The following is a 16,450-nucleotide window of genomic DNA, read 5'->3' on the forward strand; positions in this document are numbered from 1 at the left end:
GTGCTCTTGACGGCTCCACTATACCCCCTAGGGGTAATGACGCATACATCCGACCCTGCCGGATAGGGGACGGGAAACACAGCCCAAGGGGGAGTTCACATGATGAACGGCAAGACCATCGCGTTCCTGGTCGCTCCTGAGGGAGTGGAGCAGGTGGAGCTCACCGAGCCGTGGAAGGCGGTCAAGCAGGCCGGCGGGACGCCTCGGCTCGTCTCCACCGAGCCCGGCCAGATCCAGGCGTTCCACCACCTGGACAAGGCCGACACGTTCGCCGTGGACGACACGGTGGACGCCGCCGATCCGACCGCGTTCGACGGCCTCGTGCTCCCCGGGGGTGTCGCGAACCCCGACCGCCTGCGTACGGTGCCGCAAGCCGTACGGTTCATCCGCGCCTTCTTCGACGCGGGCAAGCCGGTGGCCGCCATCTGCCACGCGCCCTGGACCCTGGTCGAGGCCGACGTGGTGCGCGGACGCACGCTGACGTCCTGGCCCAGTCTCCAGACCGACCTCCGCAACGCCGGCGGGAACTGGGTGGATCAGGAGGTCGTCGTGGACACCGCGGGGCCGAACACGCTGGTGACCAGCCGCAAGCCGGATGACCTCAAGGCCTTCTGCCAGGCGGCGGCCGACGCGTTCGGCCGGTAAGACCACACGCACGGCCTTCGGGCCACGGGCGGTCATGGTGGGTACGGTTCGTGCGAGCCGTACCCACCAGTTCACTCGGCTAGGGTCACAGCGTGGATCTCCATCGCATGCCGGCCGCCGAGGTGGACGTCTCCCCCGACCTGGTTCGGCGGCTCCTGGCCGACCAGCAGCCAGACCTTGCCCACCTGCCCATCGAGGTGATGGCGAACGGGTGGGACAACGTCACGTACCGGGTCGGCGACGCACTGGTCGCCCGGCTGCCGAGGCGTGAGGTGGCGGCGAGGCTGGTGGCGCACGAACAGCGGTGGCTCCCGGTTCTCGAGCCTCGGCTGCCGCTGCCGGTGCCTGTGCCTGTGCGGGTCGGGCAGCCAGACCTTGGCTACCCGTGGCCCTGGAGTGTTGTCCCGTTCCTGCCCGGGCAGGTCGCCTCGCGGAATCCGCCTGCTGATCCGGGAGACACCGCAGTCCGTCTGGGCACGTTTCTAGCGGCTTTGCACACTCCCGCCGCCCCGGACGCGCCCGTCAACCCCTACCGCGGTGTCCCGCTCGCGGAGCGCCACGTGACGGTCGCCGAGAACCTGAGCATCGTGGGCGACCTCGTCGACCACCGGGCCGCGATGCGCGTATGGGAGACTGCGCTCGCGGCACCACGGTGGGACGGGGCCCCGGCGTGGGTGCACGGCGACCTTCACCCCGCCAACATTCTGGTCCATGGCGGCCGGGTCAGCGGCGTGATCGACTTCGGTGACATCACCTCCGGCGACCCTGCCACGGACCTGTCCGTGGCCTGGATGCTCTTGCCTGCTGAAAGCCGCGATGCTTTCAGGAACGCCTATGAGACAGCAGGCCAGTGCGCGGCAGGCGACGAGATCTGGGTACGGGCCAGAGGCTGGGCGCTCGCGCTGTCGCTCGCGTTTCTCGCCCACTCGGCCGACAACCCGATGATGACGGAAATAGGCCGCCACACCATCACCGCCGTGCTCGCATAGCGTCATCGCCGCCGGGTCTCCCCCACCGTCGAATCAGGACGCCTCGAAGGCCGCGGCCACGGCCGTCCGCACCTCGTCCATGGAGGCGGTGCCCAGCTCGCGCTTGATGGAGGTCATGTCCACGTCCGGCATGCCGCAGGCGACCGCCCAGTTCCAGGGCGACAGGTCGCCGTCCACGTTGAGCGCGAAGCCGTGGCTGGTGACGCCCCGGCTCTGCCGCATCCCGATCGAGACGATCTTGCGCCCGGTCTCGGCGGTCCAGACGCCGGTGAGCAGCTCGGACCCCGGCGGCGTGTCCCGCCGCTCAGCCGGCAGCCCCAGCTTGCCCAGCGCCTCCACCAGCCGCAGCTCCACCTCGCGCACATAGTCGACGATGCCCTGATCTTCGCCCAGCTTGACGATCAGGTAGCCGACGAGCTGCCCCGGCCCGTGGTAAGTGAGCTGGCCACCGCGGCCCGTCTCGACCACGGGGATGCCCCGCGACGGGTCGGGCAGGTGGGTCATCGGCGTGCGGCGGCCGACGGTGAAGACGGACGGATGGCTGAGCAGCCAGAGCGTGTCCGGACGCGCGTCGCTCTGGCGCTGCCCGACGAGGTCGGTCATGTGCTCCATCGCCTCGTCGTAGTCGACGAGATCGTCCTGAATGAGTGTCAGCGGCCTTGCCCTCATGCTTCGAGGATAAGCCGCCTCCAGGATGGCGAGCGCACTCGTACCCGCCCGAGGCCGACCCGCAGGCCCGGCACCCCGCCCCGGAGGCGCACCCACCACAGTCACTCGGTACGCGGCGCCGTACGGTAACCCTTCGGCTCCTCCGGGACGAGGATCCACATGACGACGTAGACGACCCACAGCGGCCCAGGAATGAGCGACAGGAGCAGCCAGAGGATCCGGACGAGAGTGGGCGGCAGGCCCATCTTGTCGGCGAGGCCCCCGCAGACCCCGGCTATGATTCTGTGCTCTCGTGAGCGGTACATGATGTCCTCCGTAGGTTACGACCTACCTGTAGAACGGACAGCCGGCCCGCAGGACTCCCGCTAGGAACCCTGAGAAAACCCTGTAAGGGTCAGCCATTCAAGTGCCATGCCCAGATGGTGGCTGGTCAGTCCGCGTCGCGGGTCCACGTGGACGAGCAGGAAGTCGTCGAGACCCTGATGCACCCTGAGGTACTCCTCGTCCTCCGCCCACACCTGGTCGTCGAACCAGACGAACGGCCGCCGCCCCGCGTACGCCGCCACGTGCGGGGTCTTGAACATCTCGCCGTGCTCGCTGGGCACGTCGGTGCTCAAGGGGATGACGGGGAGGGAGGGCAGGCCGATCCTGGGCGCGATCCAGTCGTTGGCGTGCTGCTCCCAGGTGGTCGCCCAGACCAGCTCGGCCCCGGTCGCCACGGCGAGGTCGAGGAGTCTGCGGCCGTGCCGGGGGTTGAGGTGCACGGTGTAGACCTCGCCGCCGATCGTGCACCGGTAGCGCCGGAACTCGGGAGTGGGCCGTCCCATGGGGTTGAGCACGCCGTCCACGTCCAGCAGCAGCAGAGGTTTCACTGCCCCGCTCCGGCTCTCGCCTCGGTGCCCGCCCGGAATTCCTGCGGGCTGATCCCGCGTACGCGTTTGAAGGCCGCGCTGAGCGCGAACGGGCTGCCGTACCCGACCTTCCTGGCGACCGAGCCGATCGTGGCATCGGGCTCGCGCAGCAGGTCGGCGGCCAGGGCCAGCCGCCAGTCGGTGAGGAAGGCCATCGGCGGCTCGCCGACCAGCTCGGTGAAGCGCCTGGCCAGCGAGGCCCGGGAGACGCCCACCTCGGCGGCCAGGGCGGCGACGGTCCACGGGTGCGCGGGGTTGTTGTGCAGCATCCGCATGGCCCTGCCGACCACGGGGTCGCTCATGGCGCGGTACCAGGCCGGCGCCTCGTGGGTGGCGAACCACGTTCGCAGCGCCGCGATGAGCAGCAGGTCGAGCAGCCGATCCAGGACGGCCTCCTGTCCGGGCTCGTCCTTGACGATCTCGGCGCCGAGCAGTGAGATGACCGGGCCGCCCGGCTGGACGATCAGCGGAGGCAGCGCCTCGAGCAGCCGCCTGCTGACCTCGCCCTCCATGCTGTAGGCGCCGACCAGCAGCACGGTCTCGCCGTCGGGGTCGTTGCCCCATGTCCGCACGCCCAGGTCCATGGCCTGGTAGAGGGACTCGCCGTCGAGCGTGGTGCAGTGCTGGCCGGGGTGGATGATGATCTGTGGCTTGGTGCCGGGGTCGTCGGCCACGATGTACGGCTCCGGCCCCCGGTTGATCGACATCTCGCCCGGCCCCAGGCGTACGGGCTCACCCTCCTCGGGCACGATCCACGCCTCCCCGCGCAGCACCGCCGTCACCGCCAGCGGGGACTCGTCCTGGACGCGCATGGACCAGGGCGAGTCCAGGATGCAGCGGAGCAGGAAGGCGCCACGGGCCCGCGGGCCGTCGAGTAACGCCGCGAGCTGATCCATGGCTAGACGATCGCATATGCCATTGCGCTTCTCAACCATGGAGAGTCTTACGGTATGGCGAGTTACTAGAGGCATGACGATTCTGGTTCTTGGCGGCACGGGCAAGACCGGCCGCCGCGTGGCTGACCGACTCACCGCTCTCGACCTGCCCGTACGGATCGGGTCCCGCTCCTCCGTACCGGCCTTCGAATGGACCGACCGCGCCACCTGGCCGGCCGTGCTCGACGGCGTCTCGGCCGTCTACGTCTCCTACTACCCGGACCTGGCCTTCCCGGGAGCGTACGACGACGTCAAGGCGTTCACCGAGCTGGCGGTGAGCCGCGGCGTCCGGCGGCTGGTCCTGCTGTCGGGCCGGGGCGAGCCGGAGGCGCAGGCGAGCGAGCGGACCGTCGAGGAGTCCGGCCTGGAGTGGACGGTCGTCCGCTGCAGCTGGTTCATGCAGAACTTCAGCGAGGACTTCCTCCTGGATTCGGTACGCGAGGGCGTCATCGCCCTGCCCGCCGCCGACGTGCCCGAGCCCTTCGTGGACGTGGACGACATCGCCGACGTGGCCGTGGCCGCGCTCACCCAGGACGGCCACGCGGGCAAGCTGTACGAGCTGACCGGGCCGCGCCTGCTGACGTTCACGCAGGTGGCGCAGGAGCTGTCCGAGGCCACCGGCAGGCGGATCTCGTTTGTCCGGGTGACGCCGGAGGAGTATGTGGCGGCGGCCGTCGGGCAAGGGTTCCCCCGGGGCCAGGCGGAGAGCCTGGCCGCCATGTTCACCGAGATCCTCGACGGCCGCAACGCCAACGTGGCCGACGGCGTACGGCAGGCGCTCGGCCGCCCGGCGCGCGACTTCGCCGACTTCGCCCGGGCCAACGCCCACGTCTGGGAGGTCTGACTACGGCTGCCGGTCCGGCAGGTCCTCGCACAGCGGGTCGGGGACCGCGGGCTCCGAGGACACCAGTTGCCCGCAGCGGACCTGCGGCTCGTTGTCCCCGGCCCGCATCAGGGCGATGACGGCGTTCAGCGGATCGTGGCGGTCGGTGTTGTCGAAGCGCAGCACCCCGCTGACACCGTTGATGAAGTCCCGGCCGGAGATTCTGGCGAGTTGGTAGAGCACGTCGCCGCGGCTGACGGGTGGGTTCGAGCGGGGGTCATAGACGATGTTGGCAGCTCTGTGGAGCGCCTCTCCCGCGGCGTAGGTGAGGATGAGATTGTCGTCCGCCAGCATCTCCATGCCGGCCGAAGGCTGCTCCTGGAGCAGCCCGGCGATGAAATGCGGCAGCGGCCTCGCCGCGCCGCCGGATGACGCCTTCGAGGGGAACGACCAGAGCCGGCGGTCGGCCAGACTGGTGTAGTACAGCTCGACCCTGTCCTGGACCAGGGCCCCGCCCTTGTTGTAGGCGGCCTCCCGGGTGACGTCGTCGCCCGCGATAACCTTGACCCTTCCGGCTCCGCACGGCGTCTTGGCCAGCGCGCCGATGAAGGCGGTAATCTCCGGCGAGCGGCCGGCGTAGAAATAGACGTCCGGCGACTCGGCGCAGGCCTCGCCTGCGGCTTTGTCGATGCCGCTCTCCACGGTGTACGGCACCCGCACGGGCCGCGCGCCGCCTTCCGCCTCGAAGGCCTCGGCGAAGTCCGCGGCCAGATCGCCGGTGTAGACCTCACCGGCGGAACCGTCCTCGACGATCACGGCTGTCGGCGACTCCACCTCCTTCAGCAGCGTGCGCCGTGCGTACCGGGCGGCCAGCGCGGCCTGCCGGTAATTGGTGGGGCTCACGTGGAAGTAGTATCTCGTGGCCTGGCCGTCGACCTTGCCGAGATCGTCGGCGGTGCCCGTGGTGCCCACCATGGGGATCTTCTCGCGGGCCAGGACGCCGATGGCCTGGCGCACCCCATCCAGGCTTCGCGCGAACCCCACCACGCCGACGACGGAGGAATCCCTTCGGGCCAGCGCGGCGATCTGCTTCGCGGCCTCGGCGCCCTGCGCGTATTCGTCACCCGCGTTCGCCAGCAGGATGCGGATTCGAGGGCTGCCTGTCTTGTCCCGCTGCAGGGCGACCAGGGACCGCAGCTCTCCCAGTCGGCCGACGATCCGGCTACCGACGTCTCCGTCCGCCATGGAGTACTCGCCGAGCACGACCAGCGACACGTATTTGTGCTGCTTGGTGATCTGAGCGTTCTGCCGGTCTATTTCCGCGATCAGCGACGCCAGCTCGGGGCGCAGCACCTTGGGAGTGGGTCCCTTGTCGTTGAGCACTCCTATGCATTCCCGGCCCACCTTCCGCACCCAGGTGAGCTGGCACCGCTGCTCGGCCGCGACGGCCGTGGCCCGCTGGTCGTGCAGGGTCGCCACGATGGGCAGGACCACCATGAGCACGGCGACCAGCCAATAGAGGGCGGCGCGGCGCCGTCTCACTCTCGGCCGGAAGTCCGTGGCGACGGACCTCGCGCTGCCCTCCGGCGCGTCGACCACGAGGTAGGGACACGCGACCGACCGAGCCGCCCGCGCCCGCCAGGCACGGACCTGCTCCGGCATGCGGGAGACGCGGGTCTGCGCGTGCTTCACCGTGTCGGCGGGGGGAGCCGCCTCACTGGAGGTGAGCACAAGCAGCGGCACGTGCTGCCCCGTCCGCTCGCGCTCGTCGTGCACACCGCCGATGAACCGGTGGGCGACGTGCTCTCCCCCGGTCCCTGACTCCGTGCTCATCCGGCCTATCAGCAGCACGCAGTTGACGCTCCGCCCCCAGCTCGGCCACGGCCAGCGGCGCTGGTAGGCCTGGCGCAGGTCCTCGCAGAAGGCGTGCACGAGCAGCGTGTCGAGCTGCTCGTCGGTGGTCTTCATGGCCAGTCGCCGGTGGTAGGCGTCCATCGGCTCGCCTTTTTGGCGTGGGAAATAGTCCTTGTGCTTGGCGAACCTCCGATAGGACAGCCAGCCGGTGGCCATCAGGCCGACCTGGACGGCACTCGCCGCCGCGCTGGCCAGCGGCGGGCCGATGAGGGCGATGTGCTCGACCACGGCGACCACGCGTCCCAGCCCGGTGAAGAGGCCGGCGCTCACCGGCACCCAGGCGGGCAGCGCGCGGCTCAGGTAATCGACGATTTCGCCGGTCTTGACCGACGCCCACCGATTCCTGCGCCATTCTCTGTACGCCTGCGCCCAGCGATCCGATTCGTCCTCCCCGTCGGCCGGATCGCTGCCGCTCCTCCGCCATTCGATGGCCCAGAGCACAAACTTCGACATGGGGAACCGCGGAGGGGGCATCAGTGAAGCGGGAATGCGCCGGCCCAGCTCCCTGGTGATCAGCTCGACCAGCGCGGGCGTGTCACCGATCTGTGCGAGCTTCTCCCGCCGGACCACGGCGCACGGAGCTCTCCAACTGTAGGGCCTGACGAGCTGCTCGGCGACCTGGCTCGCGTCGTCCTCCCCCACGAAGACAAGCACGGGAAGATGCCGATCCTTCCGCCACACCGCGGGCCGGGACACCAGATCCTCGACCGCCTTGTGCGGCCCCTCCCCAGAGAAACCCAAGTCGGACATATGGTGCTCCCGGTCGAGCTTTTGGCGGCATATAAAGCCCATAGAATCGCACTGTGACGACAAGGTCGATGAGGGAAATGAGCAGGACCCTCATACCAAGGCGTTATGAGCGACGGATTTGTCGTGACTAATTCCCCCTTACCACTTTGGCAGGATCCCAGCCGGGCACCGCCTCGTCCAGCACGAGCACCGAGAGAGGCAGGGATGTGAGACTCAATGGTGCTCCTTGGACCGGCCGGAGCCTGTAACGTTCATTTCAGGAGGCGGCGAGTCCTGTAGCTTTTGTTTCCAAGCAAGAGTAATGAGCGCTACACAGGAGTCAATATCCGTAATGGAAAATTCACACAGCCCAATCGAGCAGCTCAGGGCCATGGTCCGGCAGCTATGGGAGGACCTGTCGCCCGCTGAGCGGGCCGTGTGCCAATATCTGATCTCCGCCTCGCCCGAGCAGATCCTCTTCGCCAGCGCGCAGGAGCTGGGCAGCGCGACGGGCACCAGCAACGCCACCGTGGTCCGCACGATGCAGCGGCTGGGCTTCGGCGGCCTGCCGGGGCTGAAGCGGGTGCTGGCGGCCGAGTTCACCTCGGCGGTGGCTCCCGACGTGCGCCTCAGGCAGCGCATCAACCACGTCGGCCAGGACCTGTCGAGCATCTGGGAGCGGGTCTTCGACGAGGCCCGCGAGCGGGTCGACCACTGCCGGCGGCTGCTCGACGCGGAGGCGTTCAAGAAGGCGGTGGAGCTGCTGGTCAACGCGCCCGGCGTGGTCGTCTACGGCGCGGGCGCCTCCGAGCCGGCCGCCCACCACCTGGCGCTCAAGCTCAACCGGCGCGGCCACCGGACCCGTATGGTGTCCTCGACCGGGTTCGCGCTGGCCGACGACCTGCTGTGGCTGGCGCACAGCGAGGCGCTGGTGATCTTCCAGCCCGGCCGCAGGCTGAGGGAGATCACCGTGCTGATCGACCGGGCCCACGCGGTGGGCGCGAGCATCGTGCTGATCTCCGACGAGCTCGGCGGCGAGTTCGCCGACCGCGTGAACGCGGTGCTGGCGGCCCCGCACACGCCCACGGGCATCACGGCCGAGCCGCTGACCGGGATCATCGTGGCCGACGCCCTGCTGCTGGCGCTCGACACGCTCGACGAGTCCCGCTCGGTCGAGCACTCCCACCAGCTGAACGCCCTGCGCGAGCAGTTGCTCGGTCCCCGTTTCCGCTAATCTCACCTCGTCACGCCCGCGTTCTTGAAAGGTGTCGTCGTGATCGGCTGGCTAGAAGCGGTGGTTCTGGGATTGATCCAGGGGCTCACGGAGTTCCTGCCGATCTCCTCCAGCGCCCACATCCGTGTGGTCTCCGCTTTCGCCGGCTGGCAGGACCCGGGGGCGGCCTTCACGGCGGTCATCCAGCTCGGCACCGAGACGGCCGTGGTGATCTACTTCCGCAAGGAGCTCTGGGAGATCGTCTCCACCTGGACCAGGTCTCTGTGGAACAGGGACCTGCGCGGCCACTGGGCCGCCCGCATGGGGTGGTACATCATCGTCGGCTCGCTGCCGATCGGCGTGCTCGGCCTGGTCCTGAAAGACCAGATCGAGACCGTCTTCCGTGACCTGCGCATAGTCGGCACCACGCTGATCGTCTTCGCCCTCATCCTGTGGTTCGCCGACCGCACCGCCCGCAACAAGCTCACGCTGGAGAAGCACCTCAGCTTCACCCACGCCATCGTCTACGGCTTCGCCCAGTCGCTCGCCCTGATCCCGGGCGTGTCCCGCTCGGGCGGCACGGTCACCGCCGGCCTGCTGCTCGACTACCGCCGCGAGGACGCGGCCAAATACTCGTTCCTGCTGGCCATCCCGGCCGTCCTGGCGTCGGGGGTGCTGGAGCTGGCCGAGATCGGGGAGGGCCAGGCCCCCGCGTGGGGGCCGACCATCCTGGCCACGATCATCTCGTTCATCGTCGGCTACGCGGCGGTGGCCTGGTTCCTGCGCTACATCAGCACGCACCGCTTCACCGGCTTCGTGATCTACCGGATCATCCTGGGGTTCTTCGTCATCCTCGCGGTCACCATGGACTGGATCCCGGCCCTAGGCTGACGCCGGCTCCCTGTCGCGGGCGGCCGGGTAGTAGGCCGCCCAGGCCTCGTCGCCCATCTTGAGGATCTTCAGCCCCGTCCAGCCGAGGGCGACGACGGGGACGGTCCAGAACAGCGCGGTCGCGGGGCCGTACGAGACGGCGAAGGAGCCGAGGTAGCCGACGGCCACGACGAGCGGCACCCACCAGCCCACGAACCCGGCCCGCCACACGGCCACGGTCAGCACCGGCAGGCCGATGAACCCGAAGAACATCCATGGCATCTGGAAGGCGAAGATCACACCGGGCAGGTTCAGCATCTCGTCGAGGATCTTCTGCGCCTGCTCGGGCGAGTAGTGCTGCCCCAGCCACCACTCCACGGGATCACTCAGCAGCAGGCCGGACAGGGAGATGTAACCGATCACCGTCATCCCGCCCGCCACGTGGCCGAGCCGCGTGGCCCGGCGCCTGGTGAGGTGCACCAAGCCGAGCGCGGCGATGGGCATGAGAATCCAGCTCCAGTGGTAGAGAGCGGACTGGGCCTGAGCCAAGGCGGGGTTCGCGCCGAAGCTGACCGCCTCCCTGTCGTCGCCCCAGGTGCCCGGGTCGACGAAGACGGCGATGGCCTGGAGCAGCGGGGCCACGATCAGCAGGACGCCTGCCGTGACGCGGCGGAATGTCACCTGGTCGTTCAACATGCCGCCGACGGTAGGCGGCGCGCCCGCCCCCGGTCGTCCGCCTCCGGGACGACCGGACGTCCCCTTGGAGACGGAGAAGATCAGGCGGCCACGCTCTCCTTGGAGGGGATCGCCACGTCACGGTAGGTGGCCAGGGTGAACACCAGTGCCACCAGGCCGAGCGCGGTGGCCAGCACGATCACGCCCGCCCGGCCGTACCAGTCGAGCGCCGCGCCGCCGGCGAGCCCGGCCACGAACAGCCCGAGGTACTGCGCGGACGACAGCAGCCCCAGGCCGATCGGCACGTTGTCCGGCACCACCGCGACGGTCCTGAACTGCTGGGCGGGCGCCACCAGCCAGCCGAGCGCGCCCCACAGGAACGCCCACACCAGCGCGACGGGCAGAGCCAGGTTCGCGACGGGGATGAGGGCCATGAAGACGGTGGACGCGGCCAGGCCGATCAGGATCATCCTGCGGGGCCCGTACGCGTCGGTGAGGCGCCCGCCGAGCTGGTTGCCGACGATGCCGCCGACCCCCCACGCCCACAACACGGCGGGCAGCGGCAGGTCGAACAGCGACCCGATATAGGTGTACGCGGTGAACCCCGCCCCGAACATCAGCAGCTGCGTGGCCAGCACCGCCAGCACCCGCCGGTCGGCCAGCGGCGTGAACCGCTCCCTCAGCCGCCCCGACACCGGGATCCTGGCCTCGGGCACCACGGCCGCCACCCAGGCGAACCCGATCACCCCGAGCCCCGTCACCAGCCAGAGCGTGGCCCGCCAGCCTGAGGCCGCACCCAGCAAGGTGCCGAGCGGCACGCCGATCGCGGACGAGACGCTCAGCCCGCCCATCACCAGCGCCAGCGCCCGCCCGCGCCGCTCCGGCGCGGTCAGCGCGTTCGCCACGCCCGAGGCCGTGGGCGTGAACATGGCCGCTCCCGCCGCGGCGATCACGCGCGTGGCCAGGACCAGCGGGTACGTCGGCGCGAGCGCGGTCAGCGCGTTCCCCAGCACGAAGACGCCCATGGCCAGCAGCAGCAACCTCTTGCGCGAAAGGCGCGCGGTCAGGGCGGCGAGCAGGGGCGACAGCAGCGCGTACGCCAGCGCGAACACAGTCATCAGCTGCCCGGCCGCCGGCAGCGAGATCTCCAGATCCGCGGCGATGGGAGGCAGCAGCCCGGCGGTCACGAACATGCCCGTACCGATTGCGAAATTTCCGACAGCCAAGGGATAAAGCCGCGAGCTCATCGAAGAAGCCTCCAGCGAAAAAGTTGGACGCTCATCAAACTGTCTTATAGTTGGATCGTTGTCAAACAATAGAACGGAGGTAGGCTTTCATCCATGCGCCTGCTACCGCATCCCGCCACCGAGGACATCGAGATCACCGAGGTCCTGCGGGCGCTGGCCGATCCCGTCCGGCTGGAGATCGTCGAACGGCTCGCCGCGGCCGGCGAGATGACGTGCACCGTCGCCGGCGACCACCTCGGGGTGCACAAGTCGACCGCCTCGCACCACTACCGGACGCTCCGCGAGGCGGGCGTGGTCATGACCAAGCAGGTGGGCAGGCTCAAATACATGAGCCTGCGCCGCGCCGACCTGGACGCCCGCTTCCCCGGCCTGCTCGACTCGATCCTGTCCGCGACCCGCCACCCAGCCCTGACCGCCCTACCGGGCGCCAACGACCGGTCCTGACCCAGAAGCCCGTGACGAGCCCCGACGCGCTGCCGATCCACCACGTCCTGCCCGAGCTGCTCGACGTGCTCGACCGGCACGGCACCGCGGTGCTGACCGCCCCGCCCGGCACCGGCAAGACGACGGTCGTGCCGCTGGCGCTGGCCGCGGCGGGGATGCGGGTCCTGGTGGCCGAGCCACGGCGGCTGGCCGTACGCGCGGCGGCCCGGCGGATGGGCGTGAGCTACACGATCCGCGGCGAGCGCCACACCGGCGCGAACCCCATGATCGAGGTCGTCACCACCGGCGTGCTGCTCCAACGGCTGCAACGGGACCAGGAACTGGCCGGGGTGGACGCGGTCATGCTGGACGAGTGCCACGAGCGGCACCTGGACGCGGACACGGCGCTGGCGTTCCTGCTCGACGTACGCGACACGATCCGCCCCGACCTCCGCCTCATCGCCACCTCCGCCACCGCCGACGCCGCACCGTGGTCCCGTCTGCTCGGCGGCCCCGTGGTGGCGGCGACGGGCGCCGCCTACCCGGTGGAAACGGTGTGGACCCCACCCCCGCGCCCGGTCGCCCCACCGCACGGCCTGCGCGTCGACCCCGCGCTCCTGTCCCACGTGGCCTCGGTGGTACGCCGCGCGCTGACCGAACACGACGGCGACGTGCTGTGCTTCCTGCCGGGCGTGGGCGAGATCGCGAAGGTGGCGGGCATGCTGGCCGGCATCTCCACGGAGATCCTCCAGGTCCACGGCCAGGCCCCGGCCCACGTCCAGGACGCCGTCCTGTCGCCCGGCCCGGCCCGCCGGGTGGTCCTGGCCACCTCCGTCGCCGAGTCGAGCCTGACCGTTCCCGGCGTCCGGGTGGTCGTGGACTCCGGGCTGGCGCGCGAGCCGCGTACCGACCATGCCCGCGGCCTCGGCTCCCTCACCACGGTCAGGGTCTCGAAGGCCGCGGCCGGCCAGCGGGCGGGCCGGGCGGGCCGCGAGGCCCCGGGCACGGTGTACCGCTGCTGGGCGGCCGCCGACCACGAACGCCTCGCTGATTATCCGCGCCCCGAGATCGCGCTCGCCGACCTGACCGGGTTCGCGTTGCAGGCGGCCTGCTGGGGCGAGCTCGACGCCGCCGGCCTGGCGCTCCTGGACCCGCCGCCGCCGGCCGCGATGTCCGCCGCCACTCGCACCCTGGAAGCGCTCGGCGCGCTCGGCCCCGGCTCCCGGGTGACGGAGCGCGGCCGGCGGATGGCCCTCGCCGGCGTGCACCCGCGCCTGGCCAGAGCCCTTCTCGACCTCGGCACACGCGCTGCCGAGGTGGTGGCACTGCTGTCCGAGCAACTACCACGCGACGCGGGTGACGACCTGGTGGAGATCTGGCGCACGGCCCGCCGCGGCGGAACGGGTTTCGCCGCCCGCTGGCGCCAGGAGGCCCGCCGCCTCCGCAGATCGGCACCCCAGGCGAAGGGGCCGGACCTGCCGGATGACGTGCTGGCCGGGATGGCCGTGGCGCTGGCGTTTCCCGAGCGGGTGGCGCGGCGGCGCGGCGGCGGGTATCTCATGGCGTCCGGCACCCAGGCGCAACTCCCCGAGGGCTCCAGGCTGCAGACCGCGCAGTGGCTGGCCATCGCGGTCGCCGACCGCCCCACCGGCTCGGCGTCGGCCCGCATCAGGCAGGCGGTCGTGATCGGCGAGGACACCGCCAGGCTGGCACACCCCACCACCACCGAGGATGAGGTCGAATGGCGGGTCCCGCCGGGCGAGCGTCGCGGCGACGTGTCCGCTCGCAGGATCGAGCGTCTGGGCGCCATCGAGCTGTCCTCGACCCCGCTCAAGGACGCCGACGTCCGCGAGGCCATCCTGTACGGCCTCCGTACCGAAGATGTCCTCATCTGGACGAAACAGGCCAAGGACCTCAGAGACCGCCTGGCCTTCTGCCACCGCGCGATCGGTGACCCCTGGCCGTCGATGGACGACCTCGTCGACCTGGCCGACCAGTGGCTGGAGCCCGAGCTGTCCAGGGCGCGCCGCCGCGCCGACCTGGAGCGCATCGATGTGGCAACGGCCCTGAGGCGCCTGATCCCGTGGAGCGAACGCCTGGACAAGACGGCTCCCGAGCGCATCGAGGTGCCGAGCGGCTCCCACATCCGCGTCGACTACTCGGGCGAGCAGCCGGTGCTGGCGGCGAAGCTGCAGGAGCTGTTCGGCTGGCAGGAGACGCCCGAGATCGCGGGCGTGCCGGTCCTGGTGCACCTGCTCTCCCCGGCGGGCCGCCCGGTGGCGGTCACCGCGGACCTGGCGTCGTTCTGGCGCGACGTCTACCGATCCGTACGTGCGGAACTCCGCGGCCGCTACCCTAAACACCCATGGCCGGAGGATCCGCTCAGCGCGCCGCCCACCCGCCGCACGAACCGGACCCGCACATGATCATCACCGCCCTGGCAGCCCGCGACAACGCCGAGTGGTGCGACACGATGTGCCGCATACACGGCTCCCCCGGCACGTTCGCCGAGCGGGTCTGGACCAACCCCATCAGAACCCCCGACTACTACCCGGACGCCGTCACGCTGTCCCCCGACGCGACGGCGACCGACGTACTCGAAGGCATCGACGCGAGCCCGGGCGCCTCGGTCAAGGACAGCTTCGCCACACTCGATCTGCCCGGCTTCGACATCCTCTTCGAGGCCCAGTGGATCCACCACCCCGCCCCGGCGAGAACACCGCAGACCACCCCGATCACCTGGGAGGTGGTCCGGGACGCGGCCACGCTGCGCGACTGGGAGCAGGCGTCCTTCGCGGGTGAGACGACGGGCCTGTTTCTACCCGGGCTCCTCGACGAGGTGACGATCCTCTGCGGCCGGATCGAGGACGACATCGTCTGCGGCTCCGTCCTCACCCCACGCGACCAGGTCGTCGGCGTCTCCAACGTGTACGCCTCCGGCTGCGACCTGGACTCCGCCTGGGCCGGCACCGTGACCATGGCGGCGGAGCTGTTCCCCGGCCGCCCGCTGGTCGGCTACGAGACCGACCCGGCGGACGCCATGAAACACGGCTTCACCACGATCGGCCCGCTCCGCGTGTGGCTGAAGAGCTACTAGAGCAGATCCTCCAGAGTCGGATCGTCCAGAGCGGGAAAGCCCTCAGCACCGACCCCCAGATCCTTGAAGCCGCTTGACGTGGCGATGCAGACCACGGGCCCGTCGAAGTCGCGCCGCAGCCGCCGGTAGCCGGCCAGCCCCGCCGCCCCCGACAGCTCCTGCCACATCCCCTGCCGTGCCAGCTCCCCCTGCGCCCGCCGCATCTCCTCGTCCGTCACGAGCACCCCCTCGCCGCCGCTCTCCCGCACGGCCAGCACGCCCCGATGCCCGCCGACCGTCCCGGCGATGCCGTACGCGTCGCTGGGCCCCAGATCGACGATCGCGGCCGGGGCGCCGGTGGCCAGCGCCCGCGCGTGCGGCCCGCCCGCGGCCGTCTCGCAGGAGAACATCCGCGGCGCGGCGTCGGCCAGCCCGAGCAGCCGCAACTCCGTGAACCCCTTCCACACGCCGTAGAGCAACTCGGCGTACCCGGTGGGCGCGAAGACCGCCGCCGGAACGGCTCCGAGCTGCAGGAACAGCTCGTACGCGATCGTCTTGTAGCCCTCAGGGCCGAACGGGTGCCCGGTGTGCGTGACGGTCTGGTTGCTGACCGGGTGGTAGCCGAGCCGATCCACGACCTCCCGCAGCAACGGCCACCGGGCCTCGACGGGCACGGACACGACACGGCCCCCGTACGCGCGGACGAACGCCTGTACGGCGGGCGGCGCCCCCGCCGAGGTCAGCACGATCGCGGGCAGCCCGGCGCGGGCGGCATAGGCGGCCGCCGAGGCGCCGTGGTTGCCTGATGAGGCCACGACCACGCCCGGCGCGCCCGCGGCGACGGCGGCGCTGACGGTGACGCGGTTCAGCCGGTCCTTGTGCGACCAGGTGGGGTTGCGCGACTCGTCCTTGACGTAGATCCCGTCGAACTCCACCAGCGGCGTCCCGCCCTCCCCCAGCGTCGGCGCCTCCAGCGGAGGCAGCAGCGGCGACCACCGCGCGATGTCCGTCCCCGGCTCCTGGTCGAACAGGCTCCTGTCCACCCGCGCGTAGTCGTACACGACCTCCAGCGGATAGGCGATCTCGTCGGTGCTGGTCTTCGGGCAGCCCCGCGTCAGCGGCGGGAAGAGCGGGAAATCGGTCGACCGGTCGCCCAGGGAGCGCTGGCCGGTGGCAAGCGAAGATCCGTTCACGCGTACCAAGCCTAGAAGATCACTGAAGATCTTGTGATGACCGCTGTGTTTCTGGGGGTGGATCGGCCGCGGGCTGTCTAGGCCGGGCTGGGGTCGAGTGTCCAGATGCCGCCGGTGTGGGTGAGTCCGAGGTTGATC

16 protein-coding genes are annotated in these 16,450 nt (G+C 70.4%); 8 read left to right on the top strand and 8 right to left on the bottom strand.

Annotated elements, in window-relative coordinates; genetic code table 11:
• Positions 1-99 precede the first annotated feature (99 nt).
• Positions 100-645 carry a type 1 glutamine amidotransferase domain-containing protein gene (locus EJK15_RS41060; protein WP_138715884.1) on the top strand — a complete coding sequence of 182 codons (546 nt, stop codon included), beginning with the start codon at positions 100-102 and terminating at the stop codon, positions 643-645.
• Between the two features lie 92 nt (positions 646-737).
• A complete protein-coding gene (locus EJK15_RS41065; RefSeq protein WP_240777541.1) occupies positions 738-1,634 on the top strand; it encodes an aminoglycoside phosphotransferase family protein in 897 nt (298 codons plus the stop codon).
• Between the two features lie 33 nt (positions 1,635-1,667).
• Here the strand turns inward: EJK15_RS41065 and lipB are convergent, their stop codons facing one another.
• The 4 genes from lipB to EJK15_RS41085 all read right to left on the bottom strand — a co-directional run bounded on the left by lipB (position 1,668) and on the right by EJK15_RS41085 (position 4,110).
• Positions 1,668-2,303: a lipoyl(octanoyl) transferase LipB gene (lipB, locus tag EJK15_RS41070; RefSeq protein ID WP_138715885.1), complete on the bottom strand. Its 636-nt coding sequence runs from the start codon at positions 2,301-2,303 to the stop codon at positions 1,668-1,670.
• 101 nt (positions 2,304-2,404) lie between these two features.
• Positions 2,405-2,608 (bottom strand): PspC domain-containing protein, encoded by a 204-nt coding sequence (locus tag EJK15_RS41075; RefSeq protein ID WP_138715886.1) that lies wholly within the window; start codon positions 2,606-2,608, stop codon positions 2,405-2,407.
• A 60-nt stretch (positions 2,609-2,668) separates the two neighbouring features.
• A complete protein-coding gene (locus EJK15_RS41080) occupies positions 2,669-3,175 on the bottom strand; it encodes an HAD domain-containing protein (protein WP_240777542.1) in 507 nt (168 codons plus the stop codon).
• A complete protein-coding gene (locus EJK15_RS41085; protein ID WP_138715887.1) occupies positions 3,172-4,110 on the bottom strand; it encodes an AraC family transcriptional regulator in 939 nt (312 codons plus the stop codon). Before EJK15_RS41085 ends, EJK15_RS41080 begins: the two co-directional genes overlap by 4 nt.
• Before the next feature lie 73 nt (positions 4,111-4,183).
• On the opposite strand from EJK15_RS41085, the gene EJK15_RS41090 reads away from it, so the two are divergent.
• Positions 4,184-4,993 (top strand): NmrA family NAD(P)-binding protein, encoded by an 810-nt coding sequence (locus EJK15_RS41090; protein ID WP_138715888.1) that lies wholly within the window; start codon positions 4,184-4,186, stop codon positions 4,991-4,993.
• On the opposite strand, the gene EJK15_RS41095 is transcribed toward EJK15_RS41090, so the two are convergent.
• Complete coding sequence (locus EJK15_RS41095) at positions 4,994-7,636, bottom strand: type 1 periplasmic-binding domain-containing protein (RefSeq protein WP_138715889.1); 2,643 nt, start codon at positions 7,634-7,636, stop codon at positions 4,994-4,996. It lies immediately after the preceding gene.
• A 331-nt stretch (positions 7,637-7,967) separates the two neighbouring features.
• Between EJK15_RS41095 and EJK15_RS41100 the strand changes: the two genes are divergently transcribed.
• Both EJK15_RS41100 and EJK15_RS41105 read left to right on the top strand, forming a co-directional pair.
• Positions 7,968-8,849 (top strand): MurR/RpiR family transcriptional regulator, encoded by an 882-nt coding sequence (locus EJK15_RS41100; protein WP_138715890.1) that lies wholly within the window; start codon positions 7,968-7,970, stop codon positions 8,847-8,849.
• Between the two features lie 39 nt (positions 8,850-8,888).
• Positions 8,889-9,719 carry an undecaprenyl-diphosphate phosphatase gene (locus EJK15_RS41105; protein ID WP_138715891.1) on the top strand — a complete coding sequence of 277 codons (831 nt, stop codon included), beginning with the start codon at positions 8,889-8,891 and terminating at the stop codon, positions 9,717-9,719.
• Here the strand turns inward: EJK15_RS41105 and EJK15_RS41110 are convergent.
• A complete protein-coding gene (locus tag EJK15_RS41110) occupies positions 9,711-10,394 on the bottom strand; it encodes a hypothetical protein (protein WP_138715892.1) in 684 nt (227 codons plus the stop codon). The two genes, EJK15_RS41105 and EJK15_RS41110, sit on opposite strands and share 9 nt — an antisense overlap.
• Before the next feature lie 80 nt (positions 10,395-10,474).
• Positions 10,475-11,620: an MFS transporter gene (locus EJK15_RS41115; RefSeq protein ID WP_138715893.1), complete on the bottom strand. Its 1,146-nt coding sequence runs from the start codon at positions 11,618-11,620 to the stop codon at positions 10,475-10,477.
• A 93-nt stretch (positions 11,621-11,713) separates the two neighbouring features.
• Between EJK15_RS41115 and EJK15_RS41120 the strand changes: the two genes are divergently transcribed.
• The 3 genes from EJK15_RS41120 to EJK15_RS41130 are packed head-to-tail and all read left to right on the top strand — an operon-like array spanning position 11,714 to position 15,140.
• On the top strand, positions 11,714-12,064 hold the full coding sequence (locus tag EJK15_RS41120) for an ArsR/SmtB family transcription factor (RefSeq protein WP_138715894.1): 351 nt from the start codon (positions 11,714-11,716) through the stop codon (positions 12,062-12,064).
• 11 nt (positions 12,065-12,075) lie between these two features.
• Positions 12,076-14,469: an ATP-dependent helicase HrpB gene (gene hrpB, locus EJK15_RS41125; protein ID WP_138715895.1), complete on the top strand. Its 2,394-nt coding sequence runs from the start codon at positions 12,076-12,078 to the stop codon at positions 14,467-14,469.
• A complete protein-coding gene (locus EJK15_RS41130; protein ID WP_206061406.1) occupies positions 14,409-15,140 on the top strand; it encodes a hypothetical protein in 732 nt (243 codons plus the stop codon). The genes hrpB and EJK15_RS41130 overlap by 61 nt, the downstream gene beginning before the upstream one ends.
• Here EJK15_RS41130 and EJK15_RS41135 read toward each other — a convergent pair.
• The gene (locus tag EJK15_RS41135; RefSeq protein WP_240777543.1) at positions 15,137-16,312 is read right to left on the bottom strand and encodes a threonine synthase; all 1,176 of its coding nucleotides are present in this window, start codon (positions 16,310-16,312) and stop codon (positions 15,137-15,139) included. The two genes, EJK15_RS41130 and EJK15_RS41135, sit on opposite strands and share 4 nt — an antisense overlap.
• Positions 16,313-16,450: the final 138 nt, after the last annotated feature.

Source organism: Nonomuraea basaltis, from assembly GCF_005893125.1.
Taxonomy (GTDB): Bacteria; Actinomycetota; Actinomycetes; order Streptosporangiales; family Streptosporangiaceae; genus Nonomuraea; species Nonomuraea basaltis.